The organism is Actinoplanes sp. NBC_00393 (assembly GCF_036053395.1).
In the GTDB taxonomy this organism is placed as follows: domain Bacteria; phylum Actinomycetota; class Actinomycetes; order Mycobacteriales; family Micromonosporaceae; genus Actinoplanes.
In genome coordinates, this window is record NZ_CP107942.1 from 4,537,523 (window position 1) to 4,559,380 (window position 21,858).

Below are 21,858 nucleotides of genomic sequence, written 5' to 3' on the forward strand. Positions count from 1 at the left end.
GAGCGGAGCGAGCATTGAACAGGCCTGAGGAGCGTTGGTTCGGTGTGGGACGCAGCGTGCTGGCGGACCCCGCTGAAGCCGGGGCGCAGGCCTGCCGGGAGGCGCTCGGCGGTCGTCAGGCGACCATGCTGATCGTCTTCGCCTCGCTGTCGCACTCGACGCCGGAGATGGCCGCCGCGGTGCACGCCGCCGCCGGTGGGGACGTGCTGATGATCGGCTGTTCCACGTCCGGTGAGTTCACCACCGACGGGCGCGGCGCCGGCGTGATCGTCAACGCGCTCGGCGGGCCGGGCTTCACCGCCTCGGTGCGCGCGGTCCCGCACCGCAGCATGGACCTGTACGACGCCGGGGTGACCGCCGCCGGCGGCCTCGACGACATCGACGCCGAACACCGGGTGGTGCTGCTGCTCGGCGACGGCCGCAGCGGTGACCAGCAGGAGATGGTGCGTGGCGCGTACGAGGTGGCCGGCGCCCAGGTCCCACTGGTCGGCGGCTGTGCCGGCGACGACGTGACGCAGACCGGCACCTGGCACTTCTTCAGTTCCGGCCGGGACCTCAAGGTGCTGTCCAACGCGGTGCTCGGCGCCGCGATCGGCTCCACCTCGCCGTTCGGGATCGGCATCGCGCACGGCTGGCACAAGATCGGCGACCCGATGGTGGTGACCCGCAGCGAGGGCGGCAAGATCTACGAGCTGGACGGCGAGCCGGCGCTCGACGTCTACCTGCGCCGCATCGGCGCTCCGGCGGACCTGGCCGCCGACCCGGCCGCCTTCCTGAACTTCGCCACCGTGCGCCCGCTGGGCCTGGCCCGCCGCACCGGCGAGGACATCCGGATCATCTTCGAGGCCGACCCGGCCGAACGTTCCATCTCCGGGCTGGCCGACACCCCCGAGGGCGCCCTGGTCTGGTTCATGGCCGCCGACCCGGAGAAGATCATCGACGCCGCCGCGGACGCCGCGGTCGCCGCCGCCGAGTCGATCGCCGAGGTCGACCCGCTCGGTGTGCTGGTGTTCGACTGCTGCGTACGCCCGATGGCGCTCGGCGAGGACAACACCGAGCTGGCCGCCGAGCGGCTGCGCGACGCCCTCAAGCCGGTCCCGTTCGGCGGGTTCTACTCCAACGGCGAGATCGCCCGCGAACCGAACGCGAAGGGCATGCACCACCTGACCGTGGTCGCCCTCGCGGTCAGCTGACCCGGCCATGGCCGGCTGGTCGACTCTCCAGCTCACCGAGTTCTTCAGCGCCATCACCCGCACCGGCGACGTGGCCGGCGCCGCGCGTACCGCGGTGCAGCGGGTGGCCGAGTACCTCGACGCCGAGGTCGCGGCCGTCGTCTGCGGTGGTGTCGTCGCGGCGTCGGTCGGGCTCGGCCGCAATCCCGATCCGGGCGCCTTCACCGGCGTCGGGGCGGGGACGGACACCACCACCTTTCCCGGGCTGGGTCCGGCGTACGTCACCGTGCACCTGCTCGACCACGATAGCGACGACCGGCTGCTCGTCGCGCGTACCGAAGAGGCGTTCGCGGCCGAGGAAAGGCAGATGCTGCAGGGCATGACCCGGGTTCTCGGGCTGGCCCTGCGCAACCTGCGCGCCCTGGAGAACGAGCGGCGCCTGGCCGAGTCCCGCCTGGTCCTGCTGGAGGCCCTGGAACGTCGCGAACGCCTGCTCGAGGCCCTGCTGCGGGTGCAGCGGTCGGCGAACCAGGGCACCCCGCTCAAGGAGGTGCTCGACGCGATCACCGAGGGCGCCGCGGCGCTGCTCGGCGGCGGAACGGTCCGGCTGGTGCTGGGCGAGGTCGCCGAGGAGCCGGTCGGGTTGTCCGCGCCGGTGCACATCGGGGAGACGGCCGCCGGCGTGCTGGTCATCGCCGGTCCCGGCGACGGCGAGATCGGCGAGTCCGAGCGGCGTGACGTGCTGGTCGCCTTCGCCGAGCAGGCCAGCCTCGCGCTGACCGGCGCGCACGCCCTGGCCGCCGTGCACGAGGCACAGCACGACCCGCTGACCCGCCTGCCGAACCGTGCCCTGTTCCTGCAGCGCGTCGAGCAGATGCTGGCGACCGACGCGGACGCCGCCGTGCTCTACCTCGACCTGGACCTGTTCAAGCAGGTCAACGACACGCTCGGGCACGCCGCCGGCGACGAGTTGCTGCGCGGGGTGGCGGACCGGCTGCGCGCGGCGGTCCGCGACTGCGACATGGCCGCCCGCTTCGGCGGCGACGAGTTCGCGGTGCTGCTGGAACCGCTGACCGACGACACCCAGGCCCGGGAGATCGCCCAGCGGGTGGCCGACTCGATCGCCCAGCCGTTCGCCATCGCCGGGCGTACCGTGCACACCCGGGCCAGCGTCGGCATCGCCTACCGCCGTCCCGGCCGCGACGCGGAGGGCCTGCTCGAGGACGCCGACCTGGCCATGTACCGGGCCAAGCGGACCAGCCCCGGAAGCTGCCAGGAGCACCAGCCGAGGACCCTGCTCGCGGGTTAGGCCGCCGCGCGCAGGGCCGCCGCCAGCCAGGCGAACAGCGGCGCCGCGGGGGCGACCGGTTGCTGACCGTTGAGGATCATCAGCAGCGCCCAGTACCGCTCGAAACGCTCGTCGCAATACCGCTCCACCCGCGTGGCTAGCTCAGCCCACCGCTGCGGCGGCAGGTCACCGGCGATCGCCGCCGCGATCACGCGGCCCCGCGCCGAAGCCGGATCCACCCCGTCCCGCACGGCCGCGCCCGCCCACTCCAGCACGGGGCCCTGCCCCACCTCGCCCTCCACCGCCCGCAGGCACCGGCGCACGGCCGGGTCCGCGGCCAGTTCGCCCAGCTCCACCCAGGCCTCGATCTGCTCGGCCGACGGCGCCGGTGGCAGCTCCGCGGGCAGCCACGCGCGCATCGCCGCCGCCCGCTCCGGGTCGTCCGGATGGATCGTCGCGACCATCTCGTCCACGAACGTGTCGATCACGCGCTGCCGCTCCATCCCGACAGTCTCCCGCAACCACCGGCCCAGCGAATCTGCCAAAAGTCGTAGATGGCCGCGCCTCATCACGGCTTGACGCCGTTGGCCCACCACCAGTTCTGCAGGTAGCCCCACTCCCGGTCACCCCAGAAGTAGTTCCACTCGTGGGTCGGTTCCGGGTACTGGCCCAGCTCGTCGAAGACCACCTTCGCGTCCGTACGGCGGCCGGCCAGGCTGTAATACACCGCCATCCACTGGCGGCACTGCGACAGCGGGCCCGCACCCGGCGCCCCGGCGCGGAACTTGGCGATCCAGTAGTCCATCTCCTGCTGCACGTCGGACTGCCGGAAGTACCGCTTGCACCGGTTCCGCGACTGCCGGGTGCGCTGGTCCCAGGAGAACTCGCGCATCGCGTACTCGAAGTGGGCGAACAGCGGCAGCAACGTCGACTTGTGACCGGCCGGGGCGGCGCCCGCGACGCCGCGGGCGATGCCGAACATCTTGTCGTGCGAGCCGTACCATTTCTCGCACATCAGCGTGGCCGCCGTCAGATGCAGGTCGAAGTTGAACGGGTCGCGCCGCCGGCCCTCGGCGAAGACCTCGCTGAACGACCTGGTCACCGCGGCCCGGTCAGCGAACATGGTGCCCAGCATCGTCGCCCACGGCACCGGGTCGTACGGCCCGGCCAGCGCCATCGCCCGCCGGCCCACCTGGGCGGCGGCGTCGGACAGCGCCTTGAAGTTCGCGAACTGCTCCTGCGAGGTGTGCGCCGCCGACGCTGAACCGCGAGCGTCCGCGGCCTGCCGGTGCAGCAGCATCGCCTGGATCAGGACGGCGGCCGGATCGGACGGTTCGGCGCGCAACCACTCGTACAGCCAGCGGTCGTCGTCGGCGGCCATGCCGGCCAGCGCGCTGATCCGCCAGTCGCGCACGTCCCAGTCCGCGCCGGCGTCCTCGACCAGCTTGCGGCCGGCCCGCCAGTCCCCGGCACGCACCCGGTCCACGGCCTCACGCAGGTGCGGCTCCATCGGGGCGTGCTCGTCGTCGAACTCCGGCGCCTCCGGCAGCGGACTGCCGTAGAAGTGCCGCAGGAAGACCCGGGCATAGAAGAACATCGCCGGATCGTAGACCAGAAAGTCAGATCCGGTTGGCCCACATCCAGGCCTTCAGGTAGCCGTACTCGCCGCCGGCCCAGAAGTAGCCCCACCCGGTCGTCGGCACCACGAACTGCCCGATCTCGTCGAACACCGCCTTCGCCTCGGCGCGCCGGCCGGCCAGCGAGTAGTACAGCGCCTGCCACTGCCGGCAGGTCGACAGCTTCGCCGGGTTCGGGGTGCCGGCCCGCCACTTCGCGATCCAGTGGTCGAGCTCCTGCTGCACCTCGGGGCGGGTGAAATACCGGCGGTGCGCCTTCAACGTCTTGTCCGTGCGCTCACCCCAGCCGTACTCGATCATCGAGTACTCGAAGTGCGCGAACAGCGGCAGCATCACCGCGCTGTACCCGGGCGGCGCCGCCTCGGCCACCCCGCGCGCCGTCGCGAACATCAGATCGTGCGAGCCGCCCCACTTCTGGCAGCGCAGGCTCAGCGCCGTCCAATGCAGATCGAAGTTGAACGGATCCCGCCGCCGGCCCTCATCGAAGATCTCATCGAAGTACGCCGTCCGCGCATGTCGGTCGGCGAACATCGTGCCCAGCATCTCCACCCACGGCAGCGGATCATTCGGCGCGGCCAGCGCCATCGCCCGCTGACTGACCTGCGCCGAAGCCTCGGACAGCTGCTCGAACCCGGCGAACTGCTCGGCTGACGTGTTCGCCGCCGACGCGCTGCCCCGCGCCTCCCCGGCCTTGTGCCCCAGCATCGCCGCCTGAATCAGCACCGCCGACGGATCCGACGGCGCGGCCCGCAACCATGCATAAAGCCATCCGTCGTCGGTTGCGGCCAGGTCGCTGAGCAGCCCCACCCGCCGGCCCTTGAGCTCCCAGTCGGCGCCGGCGTCCTCGACCACCTTGCGCGCCGCCTGCCAGTCACCGTGCCGGGCCCGGTCCCGCGCCTCCCGCAACGGTTGATCGTTGAGCGCCCGGTCCGCGTCGAACTCAGGGGTGTCCGGGAACTCCTCGCCGGAAAGGAACCGGAAGAACAGCTTCACGTACGTGAACATCCGAGGATCGTAGATCAACGCCGGTGCATGTCAGCGCAGCCACCGGCCGGCCATCGCCTGAATCGCCGCCGCCACGCCGTCCGGGTCGACGATCTGATGCAGATGCCGGCCCGGCAGATGCTCGACGTCCCAGCCACGCTCGCGCGCATCCTTCGCCACCGCGTCATAGGGCGGCCCGAAAAGCAGATAACCGCACGGCCGCGCATCCCAGCCGGCGATTGCGGGAATCCTCTGCCCGTAATAGCTCAACGGCAGCCGCGGCTGCTCAGCCTCAACGGCCCGCCTTATGCCCGCATCCGGAAACATCGGCGCCACTTCCGCCTCATCAAACCATTCCGTCCACGGCGGCAGCCGTCCGGCGTCGGCTTTCAGCCGCAAGAACTCCAGCGCCTCCGGCGAAACCACCGGGGTCGCCCCATGCCGATCCGGCAGGGCCGCATCAACAAAGACAACACCAGCCGGGGTACGCGCCAGCGCGTCCACCATCACCGGAGCGAACAGCCCCGCGTTGCTGTGCACAACAAGAACCACATCCCGGCCGCCGTCCCGGTCGCGCTCTCGGCCGCGTTCACTGTCATCCGACATCACGGCCGCAACCGCCTCGGCCACCGCAGGCCAGAACGGCGGCCCACCGTCCGTCACGCTCACCAGCGACGGAACCACCACCGCTGCTCCGGCCGCCCGCAGCCGCTCCGCAACCGGCGCCCAGGTCAACGGCCCGACCGAAGGACTGTTCACGAGTAGATAGACAGGCTCCACCCACTCATCCTGCCCACCCGCGCCGCCCAGCCACCCAGTTCTCTCCTCCAGGCAGAACCCGCACCAGCCCGCGCGGCACCCTCAGCGCCGGCCGAACACCCCGGCTGGCAGCCACGCAGCTAATCCCGGCCGAATTCCATGCGCCAGCGCCAGCCGAACACCCCCAGCTGGCAACCACGCAGCCAATCCCGGCCGAATTCCATGCGCCAGCGCCAGCTGAGCAGGGGATTGCCTGCTCGCCGGCGGCCCGTCCCGCTGCTCGACCATTTCGAGCAGCGGACGCTACTCGAACAGACGAGTTGATCTTGGCTGGCTGGGTCTCAGGGCTGTTTGCGGCGCGTTGAAACAGCCCTCACGACCAGCCGGGGTTCGGGCCGACGCGGCCCAGCGAGCATGGCGCCACGGTCGGCGATGACGGCCTGGCCACGCCGCGCGGACCGGTGAGCGCCGCCGACCCGCAGCCAGCGAAGCTGCAGCTGGGCCGGGGCCGGGGCCGAGGCGGGAACCGGAGCCGGGCCCGAGCCCGGCAGGGCCGAGCCGGAACGGGCCGAGCCGGGACGGGCCGGCAGGGCCCGGTCGGGCCGGGACGGGTCGGGCCGGGTCGGGCCGGGTCGGGACGGGTCGGGACGGGACGGGTCGGGACGGGCCGGGTCGGGACGGGCCGGGTGGGGTCGCGGCGAGGGTGACGTGCGCGGCGGCGGTTGGTCTCCACGTGCTTCAGCCCGGCGGACGCTGTAGGGCCTGGAGTGGGCTGGTGGTCGCGCGGCGCGGCGGGACGGGGTGGATTCGGCGGGGCGGCGCTGCTCGTACCGGGAACGGGTCTTGTCTTTAGGATGTTGCCCATGCTGCGCGTGTTCTCGGTGGCGTTCTGGGCGTTCATCGGGATCACGTCGCCGGTGTTCTTTCTCGGGGCGCTCGTGATTTGGCTGGTTACGCTTCCGTTTGATCGGCGGCGGGTGGTGTTGCATCTCTACTCGTCGGCTTGGGCCACCTGTTATGTGTATTTGAATCCGTTGTGGCGGCTGAAGGTTCGTGGGCGGGATCGGCTGCCGTGGCGAGGGTCGGCTGTTCTGGTGGCCAACCATGCGTCGCTCGTGGACATTCTGGTGCTTTTCGGGCTGTTCCGGCCGTTCAAGTGGGTCTCCAAGCGGGAGATCTTCAAGATTCCGGTGATCGGCTGGAACATGCGGCTCAACGACTACGTGCCGCTCGTGCGGGGTAGCGGGGCTTCGGTGCGGCGGATGATGGAGCACTGTGATCGGCTGCTGGCGGCTGGGGCGCCGGTCATGATCTTTCCGGAGGGGCAGCGGAGTCAGGACGGGACGTTGCGGGCGTTCAAGAATGGGGCGTTCGATCTGGCGGTACGGCACAAGGTGCCGGTGTTCCCGATCGCGGTGCACGGGACCGGGCGGGCGCTGCCGAAGCACGGGCTGGTGCTGCGGGAGCCGGCCGACATGCGGATCGAGGTGCTGCCGCCGCTGGATCCGGCCGGCTTCGCGGACACGGATGCGCTGCGGGACGCGACCCGGCAGGCGATCAGCACGGCACTGTCGGCCGGGAAATAAGAAGGCGCTAGCAGTCGGGCAGTGAGAAGGCGCTGGCAGCCGCGAGGTGAGAATGCGCGCTGCCAGCCGCGGAATAAGAACGCGCGCTGTCAGCTGGGCAGGGAGAACTCGTCGCGCAGCAGGCCCATCGTGTACTTGTCCCACCACTGGCCGTCGCGGCGGAAGACCTGGCGTAGGCGGCCCTCGTCGACGAAACCGACCTTCTTGTAGATGTGGTGGGCGGCCTCGTTCCCGGCGACCACGGTCAGCGTGATCTTGTGCAGGCGCATCTTCTCGAAGCCGTACCGGCAGGCGGTGCGGACCGCGTCGGTGCCGTAGCCGCCACCCCAGCAGTCCTTCTCGCCCAGGTAGATGTCGAGTTCGGCGATGCCGGTCTCCGGCTCGGCGCCGTGCAGGCGGATCATGCCGATCAGCCGGCCGTCGACGTCGATGCCGAAGAGCACGTCGTCGTAGGTGTTGCGGGACCGCTCGTTCATCCAGTCCTGGACGCGGGCCAGTGACTGCGGGTAACCCTCGTCCATCCAGCGCATGACGTCCGGGTCGTGGTTCCACCGCCAGAGCGCCTCGGCGTCCGAGGGTTCCATCGCGCGCAGCTTCACCAGATCACCCTGTGCGTTCATGATCCGTTGAGCTTAGTACGAGCCTGTCAGAGGTCGACGCGGCCGGAGTCGTATCCGGTGGCATAGTGGTCCGGCGGCGGGGTCGTGCCCTTACCACCGGTCCCCCGGCGACGGCGGAAGGCCCCGAAGGCAAATAGCAGAACCATCGGAATGATCAGCAATAGCAGCATGGTAAGCATGCGATCGCCCCCTCAGGGCCGAGTATTCGCCGCCCTTCCATGATCCACAATGCACCGAACGGGTCAGGCGCGGCCGCCGCTCCGGGTGAGCTGGCGGCGGGTGGCGTCGTCGAGGATCTCGGCCGTTGCGGACGAACCGAAGCGGGTCACCCCGAGGGATGTCATGGCGAGGAGCGCGTCGAGCGTACGGATCCCGCCCGAAGCCTTGACCTGGACCTTCGGGGACACGGCCGAGCGCATCAGCGCGAGATCGTCCACGGTGGCGCCGGTCGGCGCGAAGCCGGTCGAGGTCTTCACGAACGCCGCGCCGGCCCGCTCGGCCGCCCAGCAGGCGGCGAGTTTCTGCTCGTCGGTGAGGTACGCCGTCTCAAGGATGACCTTCACGTGGGCGTCCCCGGCGGCGACCACGATCGCCTTGATCTCCTGCTCGACCGCGCCGATGTCGCCGGACCGCAGCCAGCCCACGTTGATCACCATGTCGATCTCGACGGCGCCCTGCTCGACCGCCAGTTCCGTCTCGGCGACCTTGACGGCCGTCGGGCTGTTCCCGTGCGGGAATCCGATCACGGTCCCGACCAGCACGTTCGTCCCGCTCAGCTGCTCGACGGCGACCGGCACGTCGCAGGGGCGGACGCACACCGACGCCACGTTGTACTTCGCGGCGACCGCACAGCCCTCACGCACGTCCTGCGTGGTGAATTCGGGCCGGAGGATGGAGTGGTCAATCATCTTCGCGATCTGCGCCACGGTGAAGTTCATGATCGCTACGGTACCTGTCTAGACAGCTACCTGTCTAGACAGCCTCCGGACGGCAGGTATGGTGTGCCCCATGTCCGGGGGCACCGATTTCGCGCCGCGCTACTTCCGCATCGAGCAGGCGTTGCGGCGGCAGATCGCGCAGTCCCAGCCGCACGACCCGCTGCCGTCCGAACCCGATCTCGCCCGCGAACACGGCGTCAGCCGGATGACCGCCCGCGCCGCCGTGACCCAGCTGGTCAACGACGGCCTGGTCTACCGGGCGCCCGGCCGCGGCACCTTCGTCGCCGCCCCCACCGGCCCGCGCCGCGCCGACCATCTGGTCCGGCTCAGCGAGGAGATCCGCAAACAGGGCCGTCGCCCCAGCTCACGGGTGGTCCTCGCCGAGCTGCGCCCGGCCACCCCAGCCGAGATCAACCGCCTGCGCCTGCGCAAGAGCGAGGTCGTCGCCATCCACCGGGTCCGCCTCGCCGACGACGAGCCGATCGCCTTCGAACGCGCCGTCTACCCCGGCGCCCTCGCCGCCCTGCTCGACGCCGACCTGACCGGTTCTGTTCATGAGGCCCTGGTCGACCTCGGCCACCCTCTGGTCCGCGGCAGCGCCACCCTGACCGCCCAGTCCGCCACCGCCGGCGACGCCCGCGAACTGAACGTGGCCGAGGGTTCCGCACTCCTCGTCGAGGAACGCCTCATCCTCGACCAGCGCCAACAGCCGATCGAGCTGAGCGAGTCACGTTACGCGGGCAGCCGCTACCGCCTGGACGTCGCCTTCGGCGTCGAACCCCACTGAGGGGTACGACCTACACCTCCCGCCCCTTCCGAGCCCTCTTTCCCGGCGGTCCCCGGGCTACCACGCGGCCAGGCGCGGCGCGACGCCCCAGCGCGACCGCCGGGAAACGGCACGCAAAAGGGCTTCACCCGTCTTCTTCGTCGCTGCGAGAAAGTGTGTCCGAAATAGACCGTTGACCGTTGATCATCGGCGTGATTCGATGTCTCGCACTGACAATCGGGGAGGTCATGAAGTGCGGCAGAAATTGATCGGCATGGCAGCCGTATTGGGTTTGGTGGGCACCGCTCTCGCACCTGCTTCGCCTGCGGCGGCAGCGCTGCCCACCTGCACGCGGGCAGCCAATATGGTCGGCGAATCCGGCCTGTGGCTCTGGGAGGTGCCGCTCACCGGGGGCAAGTCGACCAACTGTGAGCTCAACCAGGGTGACACCGGCGACGGCGTCGAGGCATTGCAGTGGGTTCTGAACATTTGCTACAAGCGAACCGAGGTCAACGCGGACGGTCAATTCGGATCGATCACGGCCAACGCGCTGCGTGCCGCGCAGCGAACGGCCGGCACGCCGGCCGACGGAATCTTCGGGCCCAACACGCGGAAGAAGTTCAAGTTCCGCAGCAACGGCGGCTCCGGGCCGTGCTCGCCCTGGACCCTCTCGCCCTGGTACTGGTACGAGTGGGACTGATCCACGACTGAAGCGGGTGCCCGTCCGGGCACCCGCTTCTGCGTCGCCCGCTCCTGCGTTGCCCGGTCCTGCGTTGCCCGCTCCCGCGTCGCCCGCTCCTGCGTCGCCCGCTCCCGCGTTGCCCGCTCCTGCGTCGCCCGCTCCCGCGTCGTCCGCCGCGAAGCGGCGACACGCGGCAATCGAGTCGGCCCGGCCCGGCTCTCGCGTGTCGCGCCCGCGCTCGTTGGATGGGCGGAATGGCGAAGGTGAAGATCGGCAAGACCGACCACGAGACGTTCCGGGAGGCAGCCGCCGCGGCCGGCGTCACGGTCGGGCAATGGCTGGCCGAGGCCGGCCGCCGGCAGGCCCTGATCCAGACGATCACCGAGGGCCGCCCGGGCGCCCGGATCATCCACGTTCCCGTCGACGCCGCCACCGCCACCGCGCTGGACGACGAGACCAGCCGGACCGGGTTGCCGGATTGGGCGTACGCCGCCCGCTGCCTGCGCGACGTCGTCGCCGGCCCGGTCGTCGACCCGGAGGAGCTGTGGACCGCCGCGGCGACCTGGATGAGCAGGGACCCGCATGCCAAAGTCCTGGACGACGTCTGGGTCGACTCGGTCGTCGGGGACACCGTGCTGCTGGTCGCCGCGGATTCCTTCACCCGCGACGTCATCGAGGCCCGGCTGCGGCCCACCATCGCCGCCGCCCTGTCCCGTCATCTGCACCGGCCGGTCCAGGTTGCCGTCACCATCGCCGCGCCGAGCGTCGCGGCCGCCAAACCGAAGCCGGCGCGTAACTCCCGGGCCCTGCTCCTGGAGGTCCAGCGCACGCTCGACGAGCTGCGGCGGCGATTCGACGGCCCCACGCCCAGCACCTGACCGGCGTCAGACCCGGATCATGGTGGAGGTGTAACCGCCGCCGCCCGGATAGGTCCATTCGCCGTCCACGACCCGGTCGCTCTCACTGAACTCACCGACGTAGAAGGCCGGACTGCCCTTGAAGCCGCCCCAGATGGTGAGCTTCTCGCCGGTCAGTTCGTAGACGTAGTCGAGCGTGTTGCCTTCCGAGTCGTAGAAGCGGGACACCACGTCGGCGCCGGCCGGCTCGCCGAACGGCCGCAGGTTCCCGATCACCTCCAGGCCCTTGATCAGGTGTCCGTCGTGGACCAGCTCGACGTGCTGCAACAGGAAGAACTTGCCGTCCATCCACTCGTAGCGGACGGTTCCCTCGGCGCCGCCGGTCACCTTCCAGGTGCCGATCAGCCGGTCCAGAGCCTGCAGGCCGGAGCTGGGCTGGATGTTGTCGGTCATGATTCTCTCCTCGGGTGTGGGTCTCTGCCGCTACCTCGATGCCGGCTGCCGCGTCTCGACACCGATGCGATGTGACGGCCATCACAGACGATCGAGGTCGAACCGAGGACCACGGCTCCGAGGTAGCGACGACGCCGTACGGTTTTTCGAGCCGAACAGGGAGAGTTCGATGAAGTATCTGCTTCTCGCCTACACGCCGGCCGCCGCGTGGGACGCCGCCACCGCGGACCGCCCGACCGAGGACGCCCTCGCCGCGTTCGCCGTGTACCAGAAGTTCGAGGAGGAGCTGACCGCCAGCGGCGAGCTCGTCGGCACCGAGGGCCTGGGGCATCCGGCGGTGAGCACCACGATTCGCCGGACCGACAGCGGCGTGGTCGCCACCGACGGTCCGTTCGCCGAGCTCAAGGAGGTTCTGGCGAGCTTCGCGGTGATCGACGTGGCGAGTCAGGAGCGGGCCGTGGAGATCGCGTCGCGGATCGTGGCGGCGCTCGGCGAACCGATCGAGATCCGCCCGATCATGGGCGCGGACTTCGCAGCGTGAGCGCAGAAGTCGAGCAGGCATGAGCGCCGAAGTCGAGCACCTACTGCGGGCCGAGGCGCCGCAGGTGCTCGGCGCGCTGGTGCGCCGGTTCGGCCGGTTCGACGTGGCCGAGGACGCCGTGCAGGAGGCACTGCTCGCCGCGCACCGGGCCTGGCCGGCCGACGGGGTGCCGGAGAATCCGCGCAGCTGGCTGATCCGGATCGGCTACCGGCGCATGATCGACCTGCTGCGCTCGGATCAGGCCCGGCACCGCCGCGAGGTGCAGGCCGGCGCCGCCGAGCTGGCCCTGCACGAGCCGGCCCGGCGGGCGAGCACGCCGGAGACCGACGACAGCCTCACGGTGCTGCTGCTCTGCTGCCATCCGGCGCTGAGCAGCACCTCGCAGGTGGCTTTGACGTTGCGCGCGGTGGGCGGTCTGACGACCGCGGAGATCGCGCACGCGTACGGGTCGACCGAGGCGACCATGGCGACCCGGATCAGTCGCGCGAAACAGCAGTTGGCGAAGGCCGGCGCCCGCTTCACGCCGCCGGTCGACGCGGACCGGGAGCAGCGGCTGGCCGCGGTGATGCAGGTGCTGTACCTGATTTTCAACGAGGGCTACACAGCGTCGTCCGGCGCTGAGCTGACCCGGGTGGACCTGACCGCCGAGGCGATCCGGCTGACCCGCATGTTGTGCGCCGCCGCGCCCGACGACGCCGAGGCCGCCGGTCTACTGGCGTTGCTGCTGCTCACCGAGGCGCGCCGGCCCGCCCGGACCGGCGGTGACGAGACGCTGGTGCCGTGGGACGAGCAGGACCGGTCGCGCTGGGACGGCGAGCTCATCCGCGAGGGCACCGAGCTGCTGGACCGCGTCTGGGGCCGGGGTGCCGCGGGCGCGTACCGGATTCAGGCAGCGATCGCGGCGACGCACGCTGCCGCCGCGGTACCGGAGAGCACCGATTGGCCGCAGATCGCGGCCCTGTATCTGTGGCTGGAGCGGCTCACGCCGACCGGTCCGGTCCGGCTGAGCCGGGTGGTCGCGGTGGCGAAGGCGTACGGGCCGGCGCGCGGCCTGGCACTGCTGAACGATCTGAACGCACACTTCCACCTCGACGCGGAGCCGCTGACCCGGCAGCGCGAGCACGCCGTCCGCGCCCATCTGCTCGAGATGACCGGCGCCCGTCAGGAGGCGGCCGAGCTTTACCGGCGGGCTGCCGAGCTGACCGGCAATCAGGCCGAACAGCGCTATCTGCTGGCCCGGGCCGAGCAGCTCTAGGAGAGCAGCAGCCGGCGCACGGAGTCGGCGAGCCAGTCCGCGTACTGCTCGCTGGTCCAGCCGCGCTCCCGGCACAGACCGAGCATCACCCCCGGGCTGACCAGGGCCCAGAAGACGTCGGTCGCGGTCTGCACGGAGAGTCCGGGCCGCAGGTGCGGGCCCAGGGAGGCGATCATCCGTACGCAGTCCGCGTACCGCCGGTCGGAGTAGATCTGCCACTGCTCGGCGAGTTTCGGGTCCATCGCGGCGGCTCCGTGGAACGCGTCGAAGATCGCGACGCTGTCCTGCGCCCCGGTGGCGGTGAGGTCGCGGAGGCTGCGCAGCCACTGCTCAGGGTCTTCGGCGGCCAGCAGGGTCTGCAGCGGCTCGCGGTCGAGCAGCGGCTGTTCCTCGTCGTCGCCGACGATGGCGCGGTCGACACAGGCCAGCAGCAGGGTGGGCTTGCCGCCCTGGGCGTACACGCTCTCCACCGAGACGGCGGCCGCGGCGGCGATGTCCTTCATGGTGGTGGCGCCGTAGCCGCGCTCCACGAACAGGCGGGCGGCCGCGTCGAGGATCGTCGCCCGCGTGCGCCGGGCCTGCTCCTGTCGTAATGACGACCGATACTGCCGACCAGCTTTAGATACAGTCATGCTGTCTCCAATACAGAGGCACTGCATCCAACCTAGCAGGGAGCACACGATGCCGCTCATGGCGGAGGGCATGACCTTCCAGGTGTCCCGGGTGATCAACGCTGATCCCGGGACCCTCTACGCACTGATCAGTGACGTCACCCGGCACGGCGAGTGGAGCCCGGAGTGCCGCGGCGGCCGCTGGACCGACGGCGCCACCGGGCCTGTGCCGGGCGCCCGGTTCCGCGGCCGCAACCGCTGGGGCCTGTTCGCCTGGTCGCGGACCTGCCTGGTGGAGGAGGCCGAGCCGGGCCGCCGGTTCGTGTTCAGCACCGTGCCCGACGGGTTCGCCCCCGACTCGACGCGCTGGGCGTACACGTTCGAGCCGGTGCCAGGCGGCACGAAGGTCACCGAGTCGTACGAGATCGTGCTGGCCATGCCGGCCCGGATCCAGGCCTCGGTGGTCCGCGCCTTCCTGCCCCACCACTTCGACATGCGCCCGCACATGGCCGCCACCCTCGCCGCCGTCGAGGCCGGCGCCGGTCTGCTGCCCGGGCAGGCCGCCGCGCCGCCCGGCCCGATCGACGTCACCGGCATGTGGGTGATGCACCACGCGTTCCGCCGCGACCTGGCGCGCTTCGCCGCCGCCGTCGACGCGACCCCGCTCACCGACTCCGGCGCCTGGTCGGCGATGCGCGACCGGTGGGACCGGTTCGCATCCGTGCTGCACAAGCACCACACCGGCGAGGACGACGGGCTCTGGCCGCTGCTGCGCGAGCGGGCCGCCGCGGCCGGCGACACCGAGGCGCTCGCCACGCTGGACGCCATGGAGGCCGAACATGCGGTGATCGATCCGCTGCTGACGGCGTGCCGGGCCGGTTTCGACGGGCTGGCCACCCGGCCGGCCGAGGCGGACCGGGCCGAGCAGGCCGGCCGGGTCGCGGCGACCGCCGAGGCGCTGCACACCCACCTCGGTCACGAGGAACGCGACGCGATGGCCCTCGTGCAGCGCTATCTCAGCACCGCCGACTGGGAGCGGCTGGAGAACGAGGTGTTCCGGGCCGCCTATGGGCCGAAGGATCTGCTTTTCGCCGTACCGTGGTCGCTTGATCTCCTGCCCACTGCGGCCCGGCGCCGGATGCTGGCCGATGGTGGTCCGGTGTTGCGGCTCTTGAGCCGCCTGCTGGCGCCCGGTTTCCGCCGGGGCGAGCGACGCGCGTTCGGCGCTGCCTACCGCCTGTCGGCGAGCGGGGCCAACATGTACTCCTCGGTGGGATAGAGCGGCGGCTGCGCCATGTCACCGACCCAGTAAACGGGCTGCCGCCAGGTCGCCGGATCGTCCGGCTCGGCGTCGATCTCGGACCACAGCAGGCGCACGCACTCGTCGACGATCTCCGCGGGGACCGCCTGCTCGATCTTCACGAAGCCGTCCCGCTCGAACGCATCCATGACGGTCACGCTGGCGCATCGCTCCGGCCGTGGGCAACTCAGTTTTCCGGCCGGGCCGCCGATGTGGCGGACGACGATGAAAACCGGCGAATCCACTTCCCGTGATCGCACCGGTGCCCTTCCGGTGCTGGTGGCGGTCCTGGCCGTGCTCGGTGCGACCGCCTGGATGTCCTGGGGCGACACCGGCGATCTGGCGGTCGGGAGCCTCGGTGGACCGGTGGCGGCGCTGGCCGCTGCGGTCGGCACCTACCGGGTGAGCCGGTCGCCGCGGGCGGATCCGCAGGTGCGCGGGTTCTGGCGGCTCTGGGCGTACTCCTCGGGCTTTCTCGCGCTCTGCGCCGTCGGCGCGACAGTCGGCGCGGTCCGCGGACACCCCGGGATGCCGGTCTACGAGGCCGTACCCGCGCTGTTCTGTCTCAGCGCCGCCGGCCTGGCCTTCCGGCACGTCGCGCTGACCCGGCGCACCCTCTCCGACTGGGCCCGGCTGCTGCTGGACGGGGCCGCCGTCGCCATCGCCGGCGCCCTGCTCTTCGGCTACGCCGTGGTGAACCTGGCACCGCCCGGCACCCCGTTGCCCGACCGGTGGGCGGCCGGTGCGGTCGGCGTCGGCTGTCTGCTCGGCATGGTGGTCTTCGGCAAGGCCGCGGTCAGCCCGGGCACCCGGGTCGACCCCGGTGCGCTCGGCATCCTCGCGCTCAGCCTGCTGATCGGGCTGATCGAGGTGATGCTGATGCTCAGCGGCACCCGCCTGAGCGCGGTGCTGGTGACAGCGCTCGGCTACCCGCTGATCGCGCTCGCGTTCTGCACGGCCGCGTACCGCCAGGCCCGCGTGCTCGACGGGCGCACGGCGCCGGCCCGCCCGCGCTGGTCGCTCGCCGACTGGCTGCAGTATCTCGCCGTCGCGTGCACGGCCGGGCTGGTCATCACCGTCTCCGCGCAGGACCTCGGCCTGCGCGGCCGTGCCGTGATCGCCGGCGCGGTGCTGATCGCCGCGATCATCGTGGCCCGGCAACTGCTCAGCCTCCGGGAGAACCGGCTCGCCCTGATCGACATCCGGCACCGGCAGGCCGAGCTGCGGCGGCTCGCGCTCTCGGACTCGCTCACCGGGCTGCCGAACCGGACCGGGTTCAGTGTCGCCCTGGCCGAGCGGCTGGAGGCCGGGTTGCCGGCGAGCGCCCTGCTCATCGACATCGACGACTTCAAGATGGTCAACGACACGCTGGGCCCGGCCGCCGCCGACCAACTGCTCGTCCAGGTGGCGCAGCGGCTGCAGGAGAGCTGCGGCGCGGACGAGTCGGCTGCCCGGCTCGGCGGTGACGAGTTCGCCGTACTGCTGCCGGTCGACGACCCGGCCGCCGCGGAAGCTGCCGCGACCCGGGTGCAACGGACCGTCGGCCGCCCGGTCACCTCCGCCGACCAGCAGTTCCTGCTGCATGCCAGTGTCGGTATCGCGGTGGCCGCGCCCGGCGAGACGGCGGACGAGGTGCTGCGCAACGCCGATATCGCGATGTACGCCGCGAAGGAGTCCGGCAAGGCTTCCTGGGCGCGGTTCGAGCCGCGGATGCGCCAGGACATGACCAACCACGCGCGGCTGGCCGGGGAGTTGCACGACGGTATCGCCGGCGGCGAGCTGCGACTGCTCTATCAGCCGGTGTACGACCTGGTCACCGGGCGGTTGCACGGCGCGGAGGCGTTGGTGCGGTGGCAGCATCCGAGTCGTGGTTTCGTGTCGCCGGGTGAGTTCATCCCGGTGGCCGAGCGGTCCGGGTTGATCGTGCCGCTCGGGGCGTGGGTGCTGCGGGAGGCGTGCACGCAGCTGTCGCGGTGGCGCCAGGCGCACCCGAACGCGATCGAGGCGGTCAACGTGAACGTGGCGGTCCGGCAGTTGCGGGAGGCCGGGTTCGTCGACGAGGTCGCGGCGGTGCTCAGCGACACCGGGCTGATGCCGAACAACCTGATCCTGGAGGTCACGGAGTCCTCGGTGGTCGACGGCTGGCAGGTCCGCGAGACGCTGCAGGCGTTGCACGAGATGGGCGTACGCCTGGCCCTGGATGATTTCGGCACCGGCCAGTCGTCGCTCAGCCTGCTGCGCGCCTTCCCGGTCGACGTCCTCAAGCTCGACAAGTCGTTCGTCGACGGGATCGCCGACGGCGAGGACCGCGGCCGCCTCGCGGTGGCGGCCGCGGTCGCTCAACTCGCCGAGCATCTGCAGCTCAAAGCCGTGGCCGAGGGCATCGAGAGCCAGGAACAGATGGATCGGCTACGGGACATGGGCTACCGGTACGGGCAGGGCTTCTACATGGCCAAGCCGCTGCCGGCCGACGAGTGCGGGGCGCTGATGGCCCCGGCACCCGTCGATCAGGTGCGCTGAACCACGGCGAGGATCTCCTCGAACGTCGCCTGCGAGGGCAGATGGGTCAGCAGGTGCCGGACATTGCGCTCGGCGAACCCGGTGGGCTCGTCGAGCGCCAGGTCGACCTGGCCGGAGACGTAGTTCTGCAGGGCGGTGGCCGTACCCCGGAACGCCTGCAGATCGAGCTGCGGCAGCGTGCCGTAGCCCTCCACCAGGGCCCGCGCGCCCCGGGCGTTCACCCCGCCGCCGGGCGTCACCGTCCAGTTCACCAGCGCCGAACACAACTCCCAGGCAGGTGGGAGACCGGCGGCGTGCTCCCAGCCGGTGACGACGAGCCGGCCGGCGGCGCCGACGCGTACGTTGCCGGGGTTGAGATTGTTGTGGCACAGCACCGGATCGCCCGGCTCGCCGCCGATCGCCTCCAGACCGAGCAGCGTGGGCAGCGCCGCCCGCAGCACCGGGGCCCAGTCCGCACCCTTGGCGGCCGCCAGGTCGGCGGTCTCCGGCCAGCTGCGAGGACTGAGCCGGTTCGAGCTCCAGTAGCAGAGCCGATCGGCGGGGAAACGCATGCCGTGGATCGTGGCGAGGGTGGCGCCGACGGCACGGGTGACGGTCGCGCTCACCGGTGCGGCCAGCGGCGGGCCGGTGCGCAACCACTCGTACACCCGCCAGCGACTGCCCCCGATCTCCTCGACCACTGCGCCCTCGATGCTGCGGACCGGAGCCGGCAGCAGCACTCCGGCCCGTGCCGCGGACTCCTGGAAGCGGGCGTTCTCCTCACCGTCGGTGACCGGGTAGACGTCGTCGACGGTCCGTGCCGACCAGCGGCCCCGGACGGTCGGCACCAGCCAGCGCCGGCCCACCTCGTCGGGACGGGAGACCGAGCGCATCTCCCCGGTCACCTCACCGAGCCCGAACCGGGCGGCGATCTGCCGGGCCAGCGCCGGATCGGCCACCTCGGCGCCGCCCTGCAGCCGGTCGACCTCGGCTTTCAGGTCGGTCCAGGTGCGGAAGCCGTACTGCTCGGCGAGGGAGGCCTGCGCCTCGGCGAGGGTGGTGCGCGGACGGATGTCGCGCAGGCCGGCCAGCAGGTCTTTCGCCTGCCGGCGCAGCTGGTCGAGATCGGGATTGTCGGGCAGCGTCTTCAACGGGAGCACCTCAGCTCGACGCCCGGACTCGCACGGGCAGAGAGCACCAGCAACCGAGGGGATGGCCTCCGGCCTTCCGGCGAGTCGCGGCGCGCACCCAACGCGTGGGGCCCAGCCTAACCGACGGTCAGGCCCGCGCGCGACGCCGCTTCACCAGGTACGGCAGGGCGAAGAGGTACAGGCCGGTGAAGAACAGCAGGGCCAGCGGGAGCAGCGGCACGTAGGACACCCAGACGATCGGGTCCTTCTGGGCGAGCGCCACGACGGTGACCACGACCGTCACCGTGAAGAAGACCGCCATCCAGCGGTGGAACTGCCGGATCCATCCGTTCATCACAACCTCCTGGGGGTTCGTCTCCCGGGGACGGTATTTGCGGGGCGGGTTCGCACGCTTCTCGATTGCTGATCAGAATGTCGGGGTGACGATTGACCGAGATGTGCTTCGTGACGTCTGGAACCGGGCGGCCGCCCGCGAGGGCACCGGGGTGGGCGATCGCCACCTGGGCACCCTGCTTCTGGTCGACGGCATGCTGCACAACGGCGGCGCGAGCCTGGCAGTGGACAGCTGCGAGCCCGCGGAGATCGCCGCCGCAGCGGACGCCGCCCGCTACTTCGGCCTGGACGATCTCGCCGTCGTCATCGAGGGGATCCCGGCGGCCGACGACGAGGACGACTTCAACGACGCCTTCTTCGAGGCGGGCCGGGACGGCGAGGCGATCAACGACGCCTTCGAGGCGCGGTACGCCGCAGCGCCCGGAGACTTCGACCCGGTATGACCGCCGACGTGATCGCAGCCTGCCACCGGATCAGCGAGGAGATCAGCCGCGACCCGCGGTACGCCCACACCAGCCACCTGCGGGTCCTGATCGACGGTGAGCCCGTCTTCGACCGGCACTACGGCGGCCCACCGGTCGCCGACATCTTCTCGATCACCAAGTCGGTGCTGGCCACCGTGCACAGCCTGGCCCGCCATCAGGGCCTGCTCCCCGGCCTGGACGAACCTCTCGACGCGGTCCTGCCGGAACTGAGCGGCAGCGGCCAGACCTGGCGGCACCTGCTCACCATGACCCGCGGCTGCGAGACCGACGGCCGGTGGGAGATCGACGAGGTGATGGCCCTGCCGGACGGCTGGGTCCCGCATATCGCCGCCGCACCGCGCCTGGACGAGCCCGGCACCAGGTTCCGCTACGACAACGGCGGCTTCCACCTGCTCTCCGCCGCCCTGGCGCAGGTCCTCGGCCGCCCGGTGGCCGACTACGCCGCCACCGAACTGTTCGCCCCGCTCGGCATCGACGACGCGATGTGGCCCACCGATGCGGACGGCGTTAGCTACGGCTTCGGCCATCTGCGGCTCTCCGCCGACGCGCTCGGCCGCCTCGGCGAGCAGTGGCGCACGAACCCGGTCCACGCCGGGATGCTGCGGCCGCACTCCCCCGGCGGCCCGCCGGAATCGCTGCCCTACGGCCACGGCATCTGGGTCGGCACCGGTTACGTCATGGCCGGCGGGTGGGCCGGGCAGCACGTGGTCGTACTGCCGAACGCCGTCATCGTCACCACCGGCGACCCGCGCTTCGAACCGGGCCCACCGCCGCACGACGCGCTGCCGGCGGACTGGCGGCCGGCGCTGGATCTGGTCCGGCGTCACCTGTTCCCGGCGCTCGGCATCCTTCCGCGGTGATCGATCTCGATGCCGCCGCCCCGCACCGGGGTGAGCGCCAACCCACCCTGACCCGCCGTCCGCCCGGCCGGACCCGCTCCGACCCGGGTTTCCTCCAGATCAGGCGGGAACCGGGCCGAGCTGGCTGGTGACGTCGCCGTGGGCGCTGCGGACCCAGCCCTTGTCGGCCAGGCGCAGGTGGAGCGTACGCATCAGGTCCTCGCGCCGCCCGGCCGCCATCGGCCGTGCGTATTCGGCGATGCTTGCCAGCGCGGAAGCGTCGTCGAGATCCTCCAGCCGCGGCGGCACCCCGGCCTGCCGCGCCCGCCGCAGCCCGGTCTGGCTGGTCAGCGTGGCCAGCGGCGCCGCACCGAGTTCGCGGGCCAGATAGTCCCGGTCGACGTCGTCGGCGACCTTGTTGCCGACGACCGCCAGCACGTCGGCGACCCCGGCGGCCTCCGCCAGCTCCCGGTAACGCCGGGCCACCGACACCGACTCCGGCGTCGGCTCGGCCACCACCACGATCACGTCGAACTGCGCGTGCAGCGAGTTGGCGAACGCGTCCGTCCCGGCGACCATGTCGCACACCACCCAGTCACCCTGCGTGAGCCGCAGATGTGACAGCAGGTTCTCCAGGATCGCCAGGTGCCCGTGGTAGCAACCGGACCCGATGTCCTTGGCCTCATACGTGCCGACATGCATCACATGCGTCCGCTGATCGAGCGCCGCCGCGTGCCCCACCAGCACCGGGTCGTCTGCATCCAGCGTCACCAGCCGCGATCCCGGTCCCGGCGGCGTGGTCGGCACGAAGTGCTCGACACCGGCGATCCGGGCGTTCGTGCCGATCAGATGCGTCCGGACGCTGCGCACGTTGGCCGGATGCGACAGCGCCCCGGCCGGCTCCGCGGTGACGCCGAGTAGCGGCGCGAGATGCACGTTGACGTCCGCGTCGACGGCGAGCACCCGCTCCCCCGCCGCCCGCAGGTAGTTGACGAAGAGGGCGGCCACCGTGCTCTTGCCACTGCCGCCCTTGCCGGTAAAAGCGATTTTCATTTTCATCACGCTAGCAATGCCGCTCACGGTCGCAACAACCGCCACCCTC

25 protein-coding genes are annotated in these 21,858 nt (G+C 71.2%); 12 read left to right on the forward strand and 13 right to left on the reverse strand.

From position 1 onward, the window contains the following. Window positions 1–44: 44 nt before the first annotated feature. Entirely contained in the window at window positions 45–1,193 is a 1,149-nt protein-coding gene (locus OHA21_RS21370; RefSeq protein WP_328476233.1) for an FIST signal transduction protein, read from the forward strand. 7 nt (window positions 1,194–1,200) lie between these two features. Next, a complete protein-coding gene (locus tag OHA21_RS21375) occupies window positions 1,201–2,481 on the forward strand; it encodes a GGDEF domain-containing protein (RefSeq protein WP_328476235.1) in 1,281 nt (426 codons plus the stop codon). Here OHA21_RS21375 and OHA21_RS21380 read toward each other — a convergent pair. The 4 genes from OHA21_RS21380 to OHA21_RS21395 all read right to left on the reverse strand — a co-directional run bounded on the left by OHA21_RS21380 (window position 2,478) and on the right by OHA21_RS21395 (window position 5,861). Next, window positions 2,478–2,963, reverse strand: coding sequence for a hypothetical protein (locus OHA21_RS21380; RefSeq protein ID WP_328476237.1), 486 nt, complete (start codon window positions 2,961–2,963; stop codon window positions 2,478–2,480). The genes OHA21_RS21375 and OHA21_RS21380 overlap by 4 nt on opposite strands. A 65-nt stretch (window positions 2,964–3,028) precedes the next feature. Further along, window positions 3,029–4,057, reverse strand: a complete 1,029-nt coding sequence (locus tag OHA21_RS21385) for a hypothetical protein (RefSeq protein ID WP_328476239.1) — start codon at window positions 4,055–4,057, stop codon at window positions 3,029–3,031. Window positions 4,058–4,079: 22 nt separating this feature from the next. After that, window positions 4,080–5,102: a hypothetical protein gene (locus tag OHA21_RS21390; protein WP_328476241.1), complete on the reverse strand. Its 1,023-nt coding sequence runs from the start codon at window positions 5,100–5,102 to the stop codon at window positions 4,080–4,082. A gap of 30 nt (window positions 5,103–5,132) precedes the next feature. Further along, window positions 5,133–5,861: an alpha/beta hydrolase gene (locus tag OHA21_RS21395; protein ID WP_328476244.1), complete on the reverse strand. Its 729-nt coding sequence runs from the start codon at window positions 5,859–5,861 to the stop codon at window positions 5,133–5,135. Window positions 5,862–6,607: 746 nt separating this feature from the next. Here OHA21_RS21395 and OHA21_RS21400 point away from each other — a divergent pair. Further along, window positions 6,608–7,426 (forward strand): 1-acyl-sn-glycerol-3-phosphate acyltransferase, encoded by an 819-nt coding sequence (locus OHA21_RS21400; protein ID WP_328476246.1) that lies wholly within the window; start codon window positions 6,608–6,610, stop codon window positions 7,424–7,426. A gap of 89 nt (window positions 7,427–7,515) precedes the next feature. Here OHA21_RS21400 and OHA21_RS21405 read toward each other — a convergent pair whose 3' ends face one another. The 3 genes from OHA21_RS21405 to deoC form a co-directional block, all read right to left on the reverse strand. Beyond that, window positions 7,516–8,046, reverse strand: coding sequence for a GNAT family N-acetyltransferase (locus tag OHA21_RS21405; protein WP_328476248.1), 531 nt, complete (start codon window positions 8,044–8,046; stop codon window positions 7,516–7,518). Between the two features lie 26 nt (window positions 8,047–8,072). Beyond that, window positions 8,073–8,216 carry a hypothetical protein gene (locus OHA21_RS21410; RefSeq protein ID WP_328476250.1) on the reverse strand — a complete coding sequence of 48 codons (144 nt, stop codon included), beginning with the start codon at window positions 8,214–8,216 and terminating at the stop codon, window positions 8,073–8,075. Window positions 8,217–8,288: 72 nt separating this feature from the next. After that, a complete protein-coding gene (deoC, locus tag OHA21_RS21415; RefSeq protein ID WP_328476252.1) occupies window positions 8,289–8,984 on the reverse strand; it encodes a deoxyribose-phosphate aldolase in 696 nt (231 codons plus the stop codon). Window positions 8,985–9,054: 70 nt separating this feature from the next. Between deoC and OHA21_RS21420 the strand changes: the two genes are divergently transcribed. From OHA21_RS21420 to OHA21_RS21430, 3 genes are all read left to right on the forward strand, one after another. Further along, complete coding sequence (locus tag OHA21_RS21420; protein WP_328476254.1) at window positions 9,055–9,771, forward strand: GntR family transcriptional regulator; 717 nt, start codon at window positions 9,055–9,057, stop codon at window positions 9,769–9,771. A gap of 232 nt (window positions 9,772–10,003) precedes the next feature. Beyond that, on the forward strand, window positions 10,004–10,450 hold the full coding sequence (locus tag OHA21_RS21425) for a peptidoglycan-binding domain-containing protein (protein ID WP_328476256.1): 447 nt from the start codon (window positions 10,004–10,006) through the stop codon (window positions 10,448–10,450). Window positions 10,451–10,686: 236 nt separating this feature from the next. Continuing rightward, window positions 10,687–11,310, forward strand: a complete 624-nt coding sequence (locus OHA21_RS21430) for a hypothetical protein (protein WP_328476258.1) — start codon at window positions 10,687–10,689, stop codon at window positions 11,308–11,310. A 6-nt stretch (window positions 11,311–11,316) separates the two neighbouring features. Here OHA21_RS21430 and OHA21_RS21435 read toward each other — a convergent pair whose 3' ends face one another. Beyond that, window positions 11,317–11,742: a hypothetical protein gene (locus OHA21_RS21435; protein ID WP_328476260.1), complete on the reverse strand. Its 426-nt coding sequence runs from the start codon at window positions 11,740–11,742 to the stop codon at window positions 11,317–11,319. 169 nt (window positions 11,743–11,911) lie between these two features. On the opposite strand from OHA21_RS21435, the gene OHA21_RS21440 reads away from it, so the two are divergent. Further along, window positions 11,912–12,283, forward strand: a complete 372-nt coding sequence (locus tag OHA21_RS21440) for a YciI family protein (RefSeq protein ID WP_328476262.1) — start codon at window positions 11,912–11,914, stop codon at window positions 12,281–12,283. A gap of 19 nt (window positions 12,284–12,302) precedes the next feature. Next, the gene (locus OHA21_RS21445; RefSeq protein WP_328476264.1) at window positions 12,303–13,538 is read left to right on the forward strand and encodes an RNA polymerase sigma factor; all 1,236 of its coding nucleotides are present in this window, start codon (window positions 12,303–12,305) and stop codon (window positions 13,536–13,538) included. Here OHA21_RS21445 and OHA21_RS21450 read toward each other — a convergent pair. Then, on the reverse strand, window positions 13,535–14,170 hold the full coding sequence (locus tag OHA21_RS21450) for a TetR/AcrR family transcriptional regulator (RefSeq protein WP_328476266.1): 636 nt from the start codon (window positions 14,168–14,170) through the stop codon (window positions 13,535–13,537). The genes OHA21_RS21445 and OHA21_RS21450 overlap by 4 nt on opposite strands. Window positions 14,171–14,219: 49 nt before the next feature. On the opposite strand from OHA21_RS21450, the gene OHA21_RS21455 reads away from it, so the two are divergent. Continuing rightward, window positions 14,220–15,428, forward strand: coding sequence for a hemerythrin domain-containing protein (locus OHA21_RS21455; protein WP_328476268.1), 1,209 nt, complete (start codon window positions 14,220–14,222; stop codon window positions 15,426–15,428). On the opposite strand, the gene OHA21_RS21460 is transcribed toward OHA21_RS21455, so the two are convergent. Further along, window positions 15,380–15,598, reverse strand: coding sequence for a hypothetical protein (locus tag OHA21_RS21460; protein ID WP_328476270.1), 219 nt, complete (start codon window positions 15,596–15,598; stop codon window positions 15,380–15,382). The genes OHA21_RS21455 and OHA21_RS21460 overlap by 49 nt on opposite strands. Before the next feature lie 124 nt (window positions 15,599–15,722). On the opposite strand from OHA21_RS21460, the gene OHA21_RS21465 reads away from it, so the two are divergent. Beyond that, a complete protein-coding gene (locus tag OHA21_RS21465; RefSeq protein ID WP_328476272.1) occupies window positions 15,723–17,969 on the forward strand; it encodes a putative bifunctional diguanylate cyclase/phosphodiesterase in 2,247 nt (748 codons plus the stop codon). On the opposite strand, the gene OHA21_RS21470 is transcribed toward OHA21_RS21465, so the two are convergent. Both OHA21_RS21470 and OHA21_RS21475 read right to left on the reverse strand, forming a co-directional pair. Next, a complete protein-coding gene (locus tag OHA21_RS21470; protein WP_328476274.1) occupies window positions 17,957–19,099 on the reverse strand; it encodes a phosphotransferase enzyme family protein in 1,143 nt (380 codons plus the stop codon). The two genes, OHA21_RS21465 and OHA21_RS21470, sit on opposite strands and share 13 nt — an antisense overlap. A 127-nt stretch (window positions 19,100–19,226) precedes the next feature. Then, on the reverse strand, window positions 19,227–19,433 hold the full coding sequence (locus OHA21_RS21475; protein ID WP_328476276.1) for a hypothetical protein: 207 nt from the start codon (window positions 19,431–19,433) through the stop codon (window positions 19,227–19,229). Between the two features lie 85 nt (window positions 19,434–19,518). On the opposite strand from OHA21_RS21475, the gene OHA21_RS21480 reads away from it, so the two are divergent. After that, window positions 19,519–19,875, forward strand: coding sequence for a hypothetical protein (locus OHA21_RS21480; RefSeq protein ID WP_328476278.1), 357 nt, complete (start codon window positions 19,519–19,521; stop codon window positions 19,873–19,875). After that, a complete protein-coding gene (locus OHA21_RS21485; protein ID WP_328476280.1) occupies window positions 19,872–20,777 on the forward strand; it encodes a serine hydrolase domain-containing protein in 906 nt (301 codons plus the stop codon). Before OHA21_RS21480 ends, OHA21_RS21485 begins: the two co-directional genes overlap by 4 nt. 99 nt (window positions 20,778–20,876) lie before the next feature. Here the strand turns inward: OHA21_RS21485 and OHA21_RS21490 are convergent, their stop codons facing one another. Then, window positions 20,877–21,809 (reverse strand): ATP-binding protein, encoded by a 933-nt coding sequence (locus OHA21_RS21490; protein ID WP_328476282.1) that lies wholly within the window; start codon window positions 21,807–21,809, stop codon window positions 20,877–20,879. Window positions 21,810–21,858 lie beyond the last annotated feature (49 nt).

What these genes read in the sequence shown, in the direction of transcription:
- OHA21_RS21380 (WP_328476237.1), bottom strand. Translation starts at nt 2,963, where the DNA reads ATGGAGCGGCAGCGCGTGATCGACACGTTCGTGGACGAGATGGTCGCG.
- OHA21_RS21435 (WP_328476260.1), bottom strand. Translation starts at nt 11,742, where the DNA reads ATGACCGACAACATCCAGCCCAGCTCCGGCCTGCAGGCTCTGGACCGG.
- OHA21_RS21450 (WP_328476266.1), bottom strand. Translation starts at nt 14,170, where the DNA reads ATGACTGTATCTAAAGCTGGTCGGCAGTATCGGTCGTCATTACGACAG.
- OHA21_RS21390 (WP_328476241.1), bottom strand. Translation starts at nt 5,102, where the DNA reads ATGTTCACGTACGTGAAGCTGTTCTTCCGGTTCCTTTCCGGCGAGGAG.
- OHA21_RS21405 (WP_328476248.1), bottom strand. Translation starts at nt 8,046, where the DNA reads ATGAACGCACAGGGTGATCTGGTGAAGCTGCGCGCGATGGAACCCTCG.
- OHA21_RS21455 (WP_328476268.1), top strand. Translation starts at nt 14,220, where the DNA reads ATGCCGCTCATGGCGGAGGGCATGACCTTCCAGGTGTCCCGGGTGATC.
- OHA21_RS21385 (WP_328476239.1), bottom strand. Translation starts at nt 4,057, where the DNA reads ATGTTCTTCTATGCCCGGGTCTTCCTGCGGCACTTCTACGGCAGTCCG.
- OHA21_RS21375 (WP_328476235.1), top strand. Translation starts at nt 1,201, where the DNA reads ATGGCCGGCTGGTCGACTCTCCAGCTCACCGAGTTCTTCAGCGCCATC.
- OHA21_RS21445 (WP_328476264.1), top strand. Translation starts at nt 12,303, where the DNA reads ATGAGCGCCGAAGTCGAGCACCTACTGCGGGCCGAGGCGCCGCAGGTG.
- OHA21_RS21475 (WP_328476276.1), bottom strand. Translation starts at nt 19,433, where the DNA reads ATGAACGGATGGATCCGGCAGTTCCACCGCTGGATGGCGGTCTTCTTC.
- OHA21_RS21410 (WP_328476250.1), bottom strand. Translation starts at nt 8,216, where the DNA reads ATGCTGCTATTGCTGATCATTCCGATGGTTCTGCTATTTGCCTTCGGG.
- deoC (WP_328476252.1), bottom strand. Translation starts at nt 8,984, where the DNA reads ATGAACTTCACCGTGGCGCAGATCGCGAAGATGATTGACCACTCCATC.
- OHA21_RS21490 (WP_328476282.1), bottom strand. Translation starts at nt 21,809, where the DNA reads ATGAAAATCGCTTTTACCGGCAAGGGCGGCAGTGGCAAGAGCACGGTG.
- OHA21_RS21485 (WP_328476280.1), top strand. Translation starts at nt 19,872, where the DNA reads ATGACCGCCGACGTGATCGCAGCCTGCCACCGGATCAGCGAGGAGATC.
- OHA21_RS21440 (WP_328476262.1), top strand. Translation starts at nt 11,912, where the DNA reads ATGAAGTATCTGCTTCTCGCCTACACGCCGGCCGCCGCGTGGGACGCC.
- OHA21_RS21460 (WP_328476270.1), bottom strand. Translation starts at nt 15,598, where the DNA reads ATGGATGCGTTCGAGCGGGACGGCTTCGTGAAGATCGAGCAGGCGGTC.
- OHA21_RS21420 (WP_328476254.1), top strand. Translation starts at nt 9,055, where the DNA reads ATGTCCGGGGGCACCGATTTCGCGCCGCGCTACTTCCGCATCGAGCAG.
- OHA21_RS21430 (WP_328476258.1), top strand. Translation starts at nt 10,687, where the DNA reads ATGGCGAAGGTGAAGATCGGCAAGACCGACCACGAGACGTTCCGGGAG.